Origin of the sequence: Streptomyces sp. NPDC059787, from assembly GCF_042732315.1 — a bacterium.
Taxonomy (GTDB): domain Bacteria; phylum Actinomycetota; class Actinomycetes; order Streptomycetales; family Streptomycetaceae; genus Streptomyces; species Streptomyces atrovirens.
This window is the reverse complement of the sequence record NZ_JBHWHX010000010.1, coordinates 126,957-140,585: the sequence shown is the minus strand read 5'-3', so window position 1 is coordinate 140,585 and position 13,629 is coordinate 126,957. Positions and strand designations below refer to the sequence as shown.

Here is a 13,629-nt window from a genome sequence, read left to right as displayed (position 1 = left end):
ACCGGGCCCCGTACAGGTCAGGCGGCGCGCTGTTCCTCGGGATAGGCGCAGAGGAGGCACACCCCGAGCGAGGTCGGGATGCAGTAGCTGTAGGTGATCCGGCACTGCGGGCAGGTGCGGCGGGCGAGCATCGCCAGGGCGAGCGCACCCCACTTGCGAGAGGTCATCGGCCGCACCGGCTTCGCGCAGTCGACGCGGTAGAGGTAGGCGACCTGCACCCCGGCCCTGCGGCCCCGGTGGCGGCGCATCACCTGTGCGGCGATCGGCTGTCCGCCCGGCCGCAGACCGGCCGCACGCAGTTGCCGGCGAGTGGCGTAGCCGTCCGGAGCGAATCGCCACGGGTACGTGGGGACTCCGAACCGGGCGCCGGACGGGTCGAAGCACTTGCCGTAGGCGGACATCAGGCCGCCACCCCCACGACCGGCGCATCGGTCCGGGCCCCGACGCGGCCGGCGCGGCGTCCGGTGACCGTGGCGAACAGCCGCCCCAGCCCCGCCCGGCGGGTACCTGCGCGGGCCTGCTTGGCCGCGTACATCGCCTCATCCGCCCGCCGCAGCAGAGCGGACAGGTCGTCGCCGGGGAAGTCCGCAGCGCGCACCCAGCCGAGCGAGACCGTGGTGTGTACGGCCGGGTCCTGGCCGTCGACCGGGCGGGCGAGCACGCCATGCAGCACGGCGAGCAGGTCGGAGGTGGTGCCGTGGTCGTCAATCAGCACGGCGGCGAACTCATCGCCCCCGAGCCGCCCGGCCACCCCGGAGCGGCCGACGTGGTAGGCGAGCCGGTCCGCGGTCGCCTTCAACAGCGCGTCCCCGGCCGCATGCCCGAAGGTGTCGTTGATCTGCTTGAAGCGGTCGACGTCGGCCAGCACCACGATCGCCCGCGGATCCCGCAGCAGAGCCGTGGCGCGACGAGTGAACGCCTCGCGCGTCCGCAGCCCGGTCAGCGGGTCACGGCGGGCGACGTTCAGGCGCCGCCGTAGCCACAGCGTGTGCGCCGTCCAGCCGGAGGCGACCGGCGCCGCCGCGGCCAGCATGGTCAACACGGTGTTCATGCCGCCGCCTCCTCGGTCCCCTCGTCGCCGTCGACGGAGTGCAGGCGGCGCCCCTCGGCCCGCTCGCTCAGCAACAGGTCGCGCAGCACACGAGAGTTGCCAGCCGAGCAGTGCAGCGTGGTCCGGATGGCTTCCGCGTTGATCGCGTCATCGGCCCAGTCGGCCGTGGCCTCGCGTGCCTCGGCGAGCAGTTCCGCCGGGGTCCGCGGCGCCTTGGCAGTCTTGGCCTTGCCCTTGGTGCTGGCCGGGCGCTTGCGCGGCGTCTTGGGCGCCTCCGGCTTCGGCTTCTCCGTCTGCTGCTGCGGCACGGGCGGGACGTCCTCGCTCGCCGGGGTCAGCTCGCCCAGCTTCAGCAGCACCCGTTCCGGGCGCGGGGTCTTCGACCGCCACCGCCGGCCGTGCCGCTCGCGCAGCCGGGCGCGGGCCAGCTGCCGCTCACGCTCCCGCTTCAGTGCCTCGGAGTAGGAGGTGATCTCCCACAGCGTCATCCGCCGCCACAGGGCGAACGTCGACAGCGGGGCGAGCATCCAGCGGGAGAACCGCACCTTCTCCATCCGCCGGCCGGTGGCGGCGCCGATCCGGACGGCGTAGACGTGGGCGCCGATCTCGGAGAACACCACCCACAGCAGGGGCATCGTGCCGTGTGCGACCTTGGCCCACAGCGTGTGCCCGGCGGCGATGTTCAGCCCACACGTGATCAGCGTCAGCGCCCAGGGCACGAACCGCACCCACGCCAACGCCATGTCCATCCGGATCAGCAGCAGGTTGGCCACGGTGAACACCGGAATGGCCACGTCGATGCCGACCGGCAGTATCCACGGTGCGCCGAAGCCCCAGCGGGCGGCGGCGGAGGAGACCGCGTCGAACGAGGCGATCAGCCCCAGGGCGCCGACACCGGCCGCGGCCAGCGCGCCCAGTCCGGCAAGGCCCATCTCCGGCTTCGTCAGCGGCGGCACCGCCGGCCGTGCCGTCTCGGTTGCGGTCGTCATGCCGCCGCTCCCTTCCGGGAGGACCGGCGGCGCCTCGCGGGGCGCGCCAGTGAGACGACGTTGAACAGCTCCGGGGCGTGCGCCTCGATCACCTCGGCGGCGATGCGGGCCACGTCGTCCGGCAGGTTGCTGTACTCGGGGTCGGCGAGGATGTCGCGCGCCGCGTCCAGGCGGGCCGCACGCTCCTCGTCCGTCTCGCCCTCGGCCCCGAGCCAGAGCTCAACCGGGGTGCCAAGGGCCAGCTCCACGAAGTCCTCTACGGATACGGCCTGTTGATGGCCGACGTACGTGCGCATGGTGCTCTCCTGAGTCGAAGGGCAGGGAGGACCGCGGCACCGGGCGACCTTGCTGGGGAGTCCCAGCGCCGCGGAGGTTTCAGATTGACCTATGTCAATCTGGCTGTCAAGAGAGTCGGACGGAGGCGTAGAGATTGACCTAGGTCCAGCTACTCTCGAACCCATGGAGCAGAGTCCAGAAGCGCCCAAGCAGACGCCCACGGCCAAGGAGATCGCCGCGGATTTTCGCGAAAAGATCACGGGCCCGAACCGCGAGTACGATCCGGGAGACCGACTCCCTGCGGCTCGCAAGCTCGCGAAAGACCTTGGCGTGCAGCTCATGACCGTGCAGAGCGCCTACGGCCAGCTCCGTGACGAGGGACTGGTTCTCACCCAGCAGGGTCGCGGGACGTTCGTCCGAGATCCATCGGTACCTCTCGGTACCGAGCCGGGCAGTAGTCCCGCGTTTACCGCCCTGGCAGCAGAACTCAGCTCGATTCATGACGCTCTTCGTCTGCTCGGTGAGCGACTGGACCGCCTTGAACAGCTTGTCGGCGACGAGACTCCACCCTCGCCGTAAGTTCGTCCGCTCGCCGCAGCAGTCGTTCGATCGTGGCGCGCGCCTCGTTCAGACTCGCTTCAATCAAGGCAAGTTCCGTGGGAGTCAGGCCTCCCAACTCGCCGCTCCGCTCACTGATCCCTGACATGCCAATGAGCATGCGACCGGAAACGGAAGAGGGCCCGGACAGACTGTCCGGGTCCTCTTTCCTTGCAGGTCAGGCAGGTTGACGACTCGTCACCGAGTGGCTTCCTCCACGGCGTCGAGCACTGCAGCCCACGGGAGTTCGCGCCCCGCCGGCGCTTCCCTCGGTTCGTACAGCGGCCAGACGTCCGGGCCGTAGACAACGTGCACTCCCCCGGCCCGAAGGGCGTCGACGTGGCCCTGCCACGCGGGGTGGCGAGCGTGCGCCGCGTTCACCCGGGGGAAAACGACAACCGGCAGACCGAGGGTGCCGATGGCCTCGCCAACCTGTGTCAGCGCCTGGTTGTCCATGAGGCCGGTCGCGAGCTTGGCAACCGTGTTGGCCGACGCGGGGGCGACCACGTAGCAGTCAACCGGCGGATGCGGTCGGTCTTCTCCGGGGAGACGCGGTTCGTCACGCACAGGCAGGCCGGTGAGCTTCTCCAGCCGCTCAACCTCGCCGATCATCCGCAGCCACTTACCTGCGGTCGGCGTGAGAGTGACGGCCACCTGCCATCCTCGGTCCATCGCGGGCTCGACAAGACCGGTGCGCAGAGCCTCAACGCCTCCGGCTGCCGACCCGACCACACCGAGCACCCCGCGCTTGCCTGAACTCACTGCACCGCCCTGCATCGCTGAGCCATCACGAACACCTCGGACGAACGCGAACCGCCGGTCACGGGAGACTGCTTGATCAGGTCCCGCAGCGTCTCGCGCACCCTCGGATTGTTGCGTACGAGCTGCGGCGATGTCCGCTCAGCCGTACGTAGCTCCGCGAACGCTTCATCCCCCTGTCCAGCGAGGGACAGGGCACGGGCGAAGTCAATACGGTGCGAGACACTGCGCTCCTGCGGCATGTGGTCGACGTTGATCCGACCGTGTTCCACCACGTACGAGACGTTGTCGAGGTCCAGCTCAATGGACAGGCGATGGAGGAGCACGTTCGTCGGCCCGAACCCGGTCTGCCAGTAGTTCCCATCCGCCCCAAGGTCATCCGCGAGTTCTTCGGCGCGGTCCAGTAGCGCCGTTGCGGTGGGCCGGTCCTGATGCCGTGCCGCCGCGACGGCGGCACGCAGGTGGATCATGCCCAGAAGGCTGAGCGCCGCCGGGTCGCTGTCGGTCACCTGGGCCGACAGCCACGTAGCTGCCGTGTTGCCCAGTTCCAGCGCATCGTCATAGCGCCCGTTGGCGAGCAAGGCATGCGTGCCGGATCGCGCAGCCGACGCCAACACGAGCGGGTCGTCCGACTCGTCAGCGGCTCGCATCGCGCGCTCGGCAGCAAGCCATGAGATGTCCGACTCGCCGATCTTCGCAAGAGTCGTAGCCGCAAGGTGGTGCGTACGGGCTGACACTGCCCAGCAGTCGCCATGGTCATCGCCGCGGCGCGCCGCTCGGTCCTCCAGTTCCTGTGCGGTCTGAAGAAGCGCCGGCAAGGCTGCGATCACGCTGCCGAGCCGTCCGCCCTGATAGTCGTTCCATGCCTGCTCGACACGCACGGCCACAGGGGCAGGTGTCGGAAGCTGGGTCTCAGCCTCGGGGCCGAAGAGCAGACGTGAGAGCCGACGCGGGCTCATGAGGGCATCACGTACGGCGGGGACATCGTCCTGTTGCCGCTCGTCTTCCATGAGCACGGTCTGACCGAGTAGATCCCCGAGAGGCACGCGCAGGGTGCGCGACAGCTCCGCGAGCATGTCGATTCGGGGAGGCTTCCGACGTCCCGTCTCGATCTTCGCGAGCCAGTCAGTGCTACGACCGACCAGACCGGCCAGCACCTCTTGCGTGTAGCCGCGGCGCTTCCGGTAGAACGCGATGCGCTCGCCGATGCTGAGGTGATCTCCAAGACCACGCATGTGGTGTTGCCTCCCGCTGCTGAGTAGGGGCGCCTTCACGGTACCGACGCGGCGGGGAAGGGGTAAGTGATCTCAGCCCTTACCGCCAATGACCAGCGTGCGGCACTGAGCAGGAGCGGACCCGGACGGATTGTCCGGGTCTGATGGAACCGCGCTGGAAGGTGTCCGCACTGTCCGGCTGTCCGGTTAGGGCTCTCACCTGCATAAACACCCCGGACAGCTCAAAGTGCCGCTGTCCGGGCTGTCCGGTCACAGACGGCTGCAACACGCAGAGGGTGTTACAGCCCGTCGGCGAAGCCGACCTCTCAATGGACGTAGGAGCCGGAGGCAACTTCCGATCTGCGGGTTGCTGGGCGAGGGCAGGCTTGATGCAGCCTTCAGTCGGTGTCCAGCCCGCGCACCTCCCCCCGCCGCAGAAGCGCCCTTCCGGCGGCCATCGTCGCGTGAATTGCGGGGGCAGTAATTGGTATCGAAGATTCGCCCCGCCTGCGGACGATACTGATAAAAGCCCCCTCAACAGACCCATCCAAGATGGCTCCATGAACAAGGAAAGGCTTCAATTCTTCTGGTTGCGGAGGAAAGCTGATCACCACAAGCATCCCGTAGTCATGCGGCACCAGCTCAACGGTCAAATGATCAGGTGGCGGGAATAGATGCTGGTCAATCGCAAGCTCATACTTCTTCTGCATGCGTGGGTCCATGGGGACCGGGTGGATTGTCTTGATGATCTCGCCATTCGGAACCTTCTTCGCCTTCATTCCCACCACTACTACTCCGCCGTGCTCGGCATTTGCGAATCTGGCTACCGATTGAGCCAACGAAATCTTGCCCGCACGTCCCGATAGGTCATAGTGGTCAACTTTTACATCAAGCCAGGGCCCCTCCGGCTGACCAATCAGCAACTCTCCCTTCTCTGCCCTCAGTAAACTAACGGCGGTGTCCCTAGTGAGGATGCCGCCTTGCAGAGCACCCAAGAAAGCTTTGACATCTTGGCCGATCGCATACATTTCAGCCAATCTTTTGCCGCGAATCGGAATACTAATGTCAATATTGGTGAAATAGGGAGGTGCGCTGCCGGCGTTAGGGTGAGTCCCCAGATGGAATAGCTCGCACCCCATCCTTTCTAGCAATAGACTGAGAGATTCTTCGTAAGCTTCCCCAGCGTCTGGAAGATCGATGTAATCCTCCAGCCAGGCCGTCAGCGATAGAAATAACTGCCCGTCCTTCAGGGAAAACCCGATATCACCCGGAGGGGCCTCGTCATCCAGGTATTCCTCCGGTACGTCAGATACTGCGAGGTCGGTCTCGCCCCGACTTGGGTCTCCCCAAACAAATTTACAATAGGAGCGGAGAGCCGCCTGCAAGTCAGTGGCTGTCACGCCCCCCAAGTCGCTTTCATGGGCAATAAACCCATCACCCGCGTCTCTCATCGGCCAGCGCCTTTTTTCGGTGATGAGCGACTCGCCCCCACGTTCCATTTTTACGGTTCGCATCATGCCCCCTTAAAATCGCCAGAATCTAACCTGGTCCTCGTCGTTCCGTCCAATCGGCTCAGGCCCTCATTCTTCAGTCCTGAAGCGTCGGCGTCGTGAAGCCGTCACAGGGATGGAGACATCAGTAGCACCGGACGTCGTGGCCGTTGGGCTGCTCTCCCAAGCTGCGTGCGAGGAGTTGATGATCGAGCTCGATCTTCGTGATGCGGGCCAGTGGGTCTCTCGGTCTAGTCACCAGGCTTATTTCGTGAAGTTGCACGTCGCCCATGACCGGATGAGGGTAAGCCAGCACGACGTCACCATCGTTGTGTGAACAGCTACGACGCCCACACGCATTACACAGCCCCTCGGGGCTGCGGTGAACCTTCACCTCGTAACGGGTGTCGAGCAAGTGTTCACAAAGATCGAGGTCCTCCCCGCACAAAGAGCAGCATCGTGTCGTCGTAAACCCGACAGACATTCCAAATCTGCGGTGCATGAGCGAGATCGGGCAGGTGTCCCAGTAAGTGTCTTCGCTGTACTCGATACCGCAACCGAAGATGCCGCCCACCAGGGCGGCGACCTTGTGCGCATGTTCATGGGCAAATTCGGCGAGTTCGGTGTCCTCCAGGAAATTGAAGGCATCGACTGCCCGCGCGAGGGACGTGCGGGCCGAAATCTCCAAGTCGTGCCACGGACCAGCATGCGCTTGCGCGCCAGGCTGCAAGTGCAGCGCCTTCGCCATCATCGTGTACTGCCGGTGGTCGAATCCCTCGGCACGCGGGGCTGGAAGACCAATGTGAGGAGGCGAAGTGTGCGTACGCCGGATAATCTCACGTCGCAGTCGCCTTTGGGCCCGTGACCAGACCTCGGCTAGGAAGTCTCGTTGCGCTTCCATAGAACACAGGCCGTGACGCTGAATGAAAGCGGTCGTAGCTTCCCACGAGGGAGTCTGCGAAGCATCCAAGCCCCAGGTCTGCGCCATACTGCGGCAGCACTGCCCGTACAAGCGCGCGGAGTCCTTCAGAGCCTCCACACCGTCTCGATACATCATTGCTAGGCGGGCCGGGCCCGCCGCCGGAGGAAGCGGCACGCCGGTACGGATGGCGCGTCCATGAAATCTCACTCGGCCGCGTCCTCAGATTCGTCCGCGTCTGACAATCCAGGAGGTAGCTGTGTCGGCCGACGGTCAGAGATTGCATCCCGGATAAGGGCTTCGATATCTGCTACCTGACTGGTGACCTCCAAACCCCGCACGACAGTTCCTCGATCGTTGCGTTCGATCTCGGCGATACGGACGGTTACATTCGCGGAGCCCACTTCCTCCCGTGCGGAGTCGGCTCCGAGCGCCGAACGAGCCCGATGCCAAACAGCCAGGGCAACGCCCTTGAGCATGTCACCAGTGAGGTTGCCGGCCACTGCGATCGCAATCACTGCCACCACGTCAGTGGCACCGAATTCGCTGAGGTAGCGCCTGTCTTCCCGAGCGGAGGCGAAGTCGATGTCCACACCGTGATGCCTCAGCGTTTTGATAAGGCCGACCACGTCATCTTTGTAAAGTCCTACGCCGTCAATCGTCTTGTCGGGGAGCAGGAACAAACGACTGCCCTCCGAGGCGGCCACAACCTGCCTGGGCAGGTCCCCCATAGAGACATCCCAGCGCGTCACAGACTTCTGCGACGAATAGGCATCCGTCATCGACGATCCCCCTCCGACTCTGCCGTCAGCAGTACTGGATGAGACTACTGCCGAGTGATCGCAAGCACGGGCCTTTCGGAGAGGTCACGCATCCACGCTGGTCAGCGGGGAGCATGCGTTGTCCTGGCCTTTGTCCAGTGCGCTGACGGCCGTCAGCATCCACCGCCGTACACACATCCCGTGTGACCTGCCCTTTCATCCTGCACGAACGACCCGGTACCGCCACGCGGACAGTTGGAAAGCGTGCGCACGAGACCGTGCGCCGGTTGTACTGACTCGCGTGCGCGTGGAGCTTCCATGCCGTCGGCCATGCGCCCTCCCCTGAGACGTGCGAGGAAGTGCACGCTGGGTTCCGGCCCATGAAGCGAACTACCGGGGGTGGACGGTGGGTGAGTGGAAGCAAGGGAAGTGCGGTTGGCCGACCGCCGCTGGGCACCGTTGCCAGAACAAGACGATGAAGGGCACAGCGCGCTGCTACCTCCATCAAGGCGACTGGACGAAGCGTGGCCAGGCCGAACTGAAGAAGAGGGCGAGCAAGCGTCGCAGGAAGTGAGCCCCTGCCGCAGCACTAGCGGCAACACCACCGGCGGCTCGCACCACAAGCGCACCAGATCGAGCGGGGAGCCCGCACGGGAAAAGCGGCCGGCGCAGTGCCCGGCCGCGGCCAACTGAGGGCTCCTGCGACACAGCTCCGACACACTGTGTGTCCCCGTACCACAACGGACTGGCTCCCGCGCAGGTCAGAGGGGGTGCATGGCTCGATCGGCGCAATCACTCCGGAGCCGTGTGCGCAGGTTCGAATCCTGCCGGGGGCACTTCGCAGGAAGTGCCCAAAGACCCCGTCACCAGCGGAAACGCTGAGGCCGGGGTCTTCGCGTATGTGCAGGCGTGTGCCGCTCGGAGCGGCCGTGTGTCGGAGCCTGTGGACGAGGCGTGGACGGGACCTTAAGGCATCACCGACCACGGAACCCCACAGCGGTAGACCGTGATCCGGCAGATTGACGGCACCTTAGACGCAGCCAACACCCCCAACCTCGCGACTCTTCGCCGCCACGGTCTGTGGAGCGCTCCCCGAGGCGCGACACGTCTTCTAAGGCGTGCGGGTCCGCGAGGCGTGTGCATCGGGCATCCGGCCGGCTGTGGCGCCTTAGATCTATGCTCGCTGCTTGCTGGTTCAACTTCTTGGGGGGATACATGCGCGAGGATCCCATGATCGTTTCGTGTGCCTACGGGAGCATCGGCTGCTTGTTCCTACTGGCGATCGTTCTCTTGCTCGGCTCGCTCGCCATCCAGTCGGTAGGCCTTGGAATGACGGTATTCATCATCGTTTGTACTGCAGCCGTGCTGGTCGTGATTCGGCGTTCGCAAGCAGCCGCGAAGAAAGGAAAGTAAGGGGAGACCTCGTCCTCCAGACAGCGGGCGGCATGCCTGGCCCGCGTCCGAACGGTCTGCCTGGTTAGTGATCGCCATTACTGATGAACACGTCGGAACCACACGTCTAGGCCCCCCGACTAGGAGGTCCGGGGGGCCTAGATCTCACAACGGTCTGTCACTCGTATTCGCGCAGCAGGTCCTCGATGCGCCGGTTGGCAACGTCCTGGCGCCCGTCAAGGCACTTCGCGTAGCGGGTGAGCAGGACCTCAACGCTGTTGCCAGCTCGCTCGGCCACCTCGGTCGGGTCGACGCCCGCGTTGAGCCATGTCGACAGCGCCGAGTGCCGAAGGTCGTACGGCCGACTTGCGAGCGGCGAGGCCGCGACGGCAGGCGGAAGCGCGAGGAGCCGAGCCTCCTGCCACACGCGGTAGTAGGTCGAGGACGGGACAACCGCCCCCTTCTCGCTGAAGAACAGCCGCCCGTCGTCTGCCGTGCCGAAGGTGGCCAGGTGCTCGCGGAGCACGGCGACGAGGTGGGGCGGGATGGGCACCCGCCTGACGTCCTCGGTCGGCCGGTTCTTCAGCCCGCGGTCGTCATGAGTCTCCCCTGAGTCGGTCCACTGCTTGCCGACGGACGGACGGGTCCGGTGGAGCAGCGCCGAGCCCCAGCCCTGCCCGGGAAGGTTCAGGTCCGTCTCGACGAGGCCGACCGCTTCCGCCGGCCGGAGACCGCCGAAGTACATGGCGGCGAACAGACCCACGAGGCGACGACCACGGGCACGCCGGTACCCGCCCACGTAGGAAACCGCCGCCAGGAGGTTCCGCGCCTGCTCCGGGTTGGCTACGACCCGCGGATCGACCTGGTTGGACACCTTCGGCTTCTGCCAGCGGACAGCCGTGATGGGGTTCTCACGCAGCTCCCCCAGGTCGACGGCGTAATTCGCGGCGTTGACGAACGTCCGACGCTTACGCCGCACGGTCTCCACCGCTGCCGCCGTGCCATCGAGCTTGAGCTTCAGCGAGTCGAGGACCGCGCGAGCCGTGGCCGGTTCAGCGAGATCGGCGAGCGGCCGGGACGCCTTGGACACCCAGTGGAGAACGTTCCGCACGTCGTCCGGGACTTCCCGGTCATCGGGCCCCGGCAGCACGAAGGCCCAGTTACGCAATGCTCTGCGGATCACCTCGTCGGACGGCCGTCCGGCGCGCTCGTCGAGGAGTTCCAGCGTCACGCTGGTGAGGGCTTCATTGATGCCGTCCCGTGTGTTGGGGGCGGCATGAGGCCACTTCATGGCGAGGTACCTGAGAGCGAAGGCGTACCATGTCTAGTCCCAGGTGATGTTTGACGTTCTGGTCCCGGCTGTTGCTTGACGGTGGGCCTAGACAACATCGGAAACCTTGTGGGGCCTGTTGGCCTTGACGTTGCGGACCGGGACGTCGGTCGTGCGGCGGATGACCCGGACCTGGCCGTCCAGCTCGACAGTGATCGTCGTGTCCGACACGTGGACGGTCACCGTCTGGCCCGCGTAGGGGCGGCCGAGGGAGACGACCTGGCGGCAGACCATGACGGTGCCCACCGCACTGACCCGCCGCTGCACCCGCACCGGCTCTGTGCCCGGACACGGTGGCGGTCCGGCCGACCGCAGGCCCCGCAGCCTGCGCACCTCCTCACCGCTGAGAGGGTTGGGCCGCACCCGCAGCAGCTCCCGCGAGGATGGGTCGAAGAACGACAGCGTCTCGCCGTCGATGCGAATGCCCACCCAGCGGCCGCCGAGGATCTCCGCCGCCAGCACCTGGCGGCCGCCCAGACCGACCAGGCCGCCGTTGTTCACCACCCGATCCACCTCGAACGCCGCCCCGTCACCGCCCGGCAGCGGGGCCGGCCCCGCCGGACGTCCGCCCCGGACCGCCAGCCGTCCCAGATCCGCCACCGACAGGTGCGAGCGCACGGTCTTGATCCGCGTCCCGGCGATCAGCAGATGGATCACCGAGGTGTCCGCCCAGAACGTCACCGTCAGCCCCGAGCGGGCCGGCCCCAGCCAGAACTGCTTGCCCGCGACCTGCAGATTCCCACTCGCCGGCACCACCCGCTCGAACTCCACCGGGGCGCCGGGCTCCACCGGCACCGCTGCCGGGACCACCTCAGACAGGACGGCAGGAACCTCGGAGGCTCCGGTCGAAACCGGCTCCGGATCCTTTGGAGGTGTCCGCTGCTGCGGCACCAGCGCCAGCACTCCGGGGATCTTCAGGCCCAGGACGTCCCGCTCCTCCTCGGACACCGGGGCGAACCGGTCTCCCGGAGACTGCATATCCAGCGCCTGATGCGGCCGCGAGGAGTTGTACTCCTCCACCCAGCGATCCAGCGCCGCCTGAGCCTGCTCGATGCTCTCGAACGCGCCGCAGTCATCAAGAAGTTCACGTCGCAGCGTCTGGTGGAACCGCTCGACCTTGCCCGTCGTGGTCGGCGACGCCGGCTGCGTCAGCCGGTGCGCGATCCCGTTCTCCCGGCAGATCCGGTCGAACAGCACCTCACCACCCTGCCCGAACCGGTCGGTGAACTGCTTGCCGTTGTCGGTCAGCACCTCCTCCGGCACCCCGAACCGCTGCAAGGCCCGGGCGAACGCCGCGCAGACCGCCCGCCCGGTCGCCCGCTCCACCACCTGCGCGATCACGCAGTACCGGGAATGATCGTCCACCCCGGTCACCACCTTGGCTTCGGTCAGCTCCCCGGTGACCGGGTCGACGAGCATGACCCCGCCGACGATGTCCATCTGCCACAGCTGCATCGGACGGCCCCGCTGCCAGCGCTTGTAATCCGACCGCTTCCGCCGCCGAACCCCCGGCTCCACCAGCCCATGCCGCACCAGGATCCGATAGACAGTCATCCGCGACGGCACCGGCGTGACGCTCCCGGACCGCTCCAGCACGAACGCGATCCGCCGCGGACCCCACCTCGGATGCTTGCGCCGCAGCTCACACACCGCCGCCTCCACCTCGGCAGAGGCCTGATGCGGACACGACGCCGGCCTACGCGACCGGTCCGCCAGCCCCACCAGACCCGAGGCCCCATACCGCGACTTCCACCCACTCACCGTCTGCCGCGACACCCCCAGCGACGCGGCAACCTCCGTCACCGTCGCACCCGCCAGCACCGCAAGCACAGCCCGATACCGCTGCTCGACAACCGACAACTCCACCAGCGCCAATCCCAGCCTCCCCACACACGCCGCAACGACGTGCACAGAAAAGCCGAACACGGCCACCGTCAACCATCAGCTGGGACCGAAGTGTCAAGCATCTCCCGGGACCGGACATCAGCAACTGTCCCTTTTCATCCGTACGCGGGTGGGGACGTTCACGTGTACGCCGACACCGCCTTCCGTAACCGGCCCCTGGACGCCGGCCCGTACTCGTTCGTCTGAATCGACGCACTCACCCAGAAGGTCCGAGAAGGCGGTCGCATCGTCAACGTGCACGCCCTGGTCGCGGTCGGCGTCAACGCCGACGGCCATCGCGAGATCCTCGGCCTGGACGTCGCCACCGCCGAGGACGGCGCCGGCTGCATCGCCTTCCTGCGCTCGCTGATCGCCCGCGGCCTGTCCGGCGTCCAGCTCGTCATCTCCGACGCCCATGCCGGCCTGGTGGACGCGATCGGCGTGGTGCTGCCCGGCGCGTCGTGGCAGCGCTGTCGCACCCACTACGCGAGGAACTTGCTGAGCCAGGTCCCGAAGTCGGCCCAGCCCTGGGTGGCAACGCTGCTGCGGACCGTGTTCGAACAGCCCGACACCAACGCGGTGAAGGCCCAGATGACCCACGTCCTGGATGCTTTGGAGGTCAAGTTCCCCAAGGCGGCAGCCCACTTGGACGCCGCCCAGCACGACCTGCTCGCCTTCACGGCCTTCCCGCGTGAGATCTGGCGGCAGATCTGGTCGAACAACCCGCAGGAACGGCTGAACAAGGAGATCCGCCGCCGCACCGACGTGGTCGGCATCTTCCCCGACCGCACCGCCGTGATCCGGCTCGTCGGGGCGGTCCTGGCCGAGCAGAACGACGAGTGGACCGAAGCCCGCCGCTACATGGGCCGCGAACTCCTCGCCAAGGCTCGACTCCACCCGATCGAGTCAGAAAACGACGACCCCGCCCTGCCCGCCGAACTCACCACATAGCCTCAAAACGAGATCA

At 66.5% G+C, this 13,629-nt stretch carries 11 protein-coding genes and 2 pseudogenes; 2 read left to right on the top strand and 11 right to left on the bottom strand.

All coding sequences use genetic code 11. The annotated features are described in order from the left end of the window. Nucleotides 1-17 precede the first annotated feature (17 nt). From ACFV5H_RS12335 to ACFV5H_RS12320, 4 genes are read right to left on the bottom strand one after another with little or no spacing between them, the layout of a single operon-like run. Nucleotides 18-401 (bottom strand): RRQRL motif-containing zinc-binding protein, encoded by a 384-nt coding sequence (locus ACFV5H_RS12335; protein WP_385194427.1) that lies wholly within the window; start codon nt 399-401, stop codon nt 18-20. After that, nucleotides 401-1,051: a GGDEF domain-containing protein gene (locus ACFV5H_RS12330; RefSeq protein WP_385194425.1), complete on the bottom strand. Its 651-nt coding sequence runs from the start codon at nt 1,049-1,051 to the stop codon at nt 401-403. Before ACFV5H_RS12330 ends, ACFV5H_RS12335 begins: the two co-directional genes overlap by 1 nt. Next, the gene (locus tag ACFV5H_RS12325) at nt 1,048-2,040 is read right to left on the bottom strand and encodes a DUF2637 domain-containing protein (RefSeq protein ID WP_385194423.1); all 993 of its coding nucleotides are present in this window, start codon (nt 2,038-2,040) and stop codon (nt 1,048-1,050) included. The genes ACFV5H_RS12330 and ACFV5H_RS12325 overlap by 4 nt, the downstream gene beginning before the upstream one ends. Continuing rightward, a complete protein-coding gene (locus tag ACFV5H_RS12320) occupies nt 2,037-2,336 on the bottom strand; it encodes a hypothetical protein (protein WP_364119146.1) in 300 nt (99 codons plus the stop codon). The genes ACFV5H_RS12325 and ACFV5H_RS12320 overlap by 4 nt, the downstream gene beginning before the upstream one ends. Before the next feature lie 163 nt (nt 2,337-2,499). Here ACFV5H_RS12320 and ACFV5H_RS12315 point away from each other — a divergent pair, with 163 nt between their 5' ends. Beyond that, entirely contained in the window at nt 2,500-2,895 is a 396-nt protein-coding gene (locus ACFV5H_RS12315; RefSeq protein WP_030784520.1) for a GntR family transcriptional regulator, read from the top strand. Between the two features lie 216 nt (nt 2,896-3,111). Here ACFV5H_RS12315 and ACFV5H_RS12310 read toward each other — a convergent pair whose 3' ends face one another. The 7 genes and pseudogenes from ACFV5H_RS12310 to ACFV5H_RS12280 all read right to left on the bottom strand — a co-directional run bounded on the left by ACFV5H_RS12310 (nt 3,112) and on the right by ACFV5H_RS12280 (nt 12,653). Continuing rightward, nucleotides 3,112-3,690: a flavoprotein gene (locus ACFV5H_RS12310; RefSeq protein ID WP_193448638.1), complete on the bottom strand. Its 579-nt coding sequence runs from the start codon at nt 3,688-3,690 to the stop codon at nt 3,112-3,114. Beyond that, complete coding sequence (locus ACFV5H_RS12305; RefSeq protein ID WP_030784516.1) at nt 3,672-4,907, bottom strand: helix-turn-helix domain-containing protein; 1,236 nt, start codon at nt 4,905-4,907, stop codon at nt 3,672-3,674. The genes ACFV5H_RS12310 and ACFV5H_RS12305 overlap by 19 nt, the downstream gene beginning before the upstream one ends. A gap of 377 nt (nt 4,908-5,284) precedes the next feature. Then, nucleotides 5,285-6,403 carry a hypothetical protein gene (locus ACFV5H_RS12300; protein WP_385194417.1) on the bottom strand — a complete coding sequence of 373 codons (1,119 nt, stop codon included), beginning with the start codon at nt 6,401-6,403 and terminating at the stop codon, nt 5,285-5,287. Nucleotides 6,404-6,521: 118 nt separating this feature from the next. Then, nucleotides 6,522-7,124 (bottom strand): hypothetical protein, encoded by a 603-nt coding sequence (locus ACFV5H_RS12295; protein WP_385194414.1) that lies wholly within the window; start codon nt 7,122-7,124, stop codon nt 6,522-6,524. 377 nt (nt 7,125-7,501) lie between these two features. Beyond that, nucleotides 7,502-8,077 carry a hypothetical protein gene (locus ACFV5H_RS12290; protein ID WP_385194411.1) on the bottom strand — a complete coding sequence of 192 codons (576 nt, stop codon included), beginning with the start codon at nt 8,075-8,077 and terminating at the stop codon, nt 7,502-7,504. Between the two features lie 1,549 nt (nt 8,078-9,626). Continuing rightward, nucleotides 9,627-10,772: pseudogene (locus tag ACFV5H_RS12285) on the bottom strand (tyrosine-type recombinase/integrase); the annotation flags it as partial. Between the two features lie 54 nt (nt 10,773-10,826). Next, nucleotides 10,827-12,653 (bottom strand): IS481 family transposase, encoded by a 1,827-nt coding sequence (locus ACFV5H_RS12280; protein ID WP_385194408.1) that lies wholly within the window; start codon nt 12,651-12,653, stop codon nt 10,827-10,829. A gap of 168 nt (nt 12,654-12,821) precedes the next feature. Between ACFV5H_RS12280 and ACFV5H_RS12275 the strand changes: the two are divergent. Next, nucleotides 12,822-13,613, top strand: a pseudogene (locus ACFV5H_RS12275) (IS256 family transposase); the annotation flags it as partial. Nucleotides 13,614-13,629: the final 16 nt, after the last annotated feature.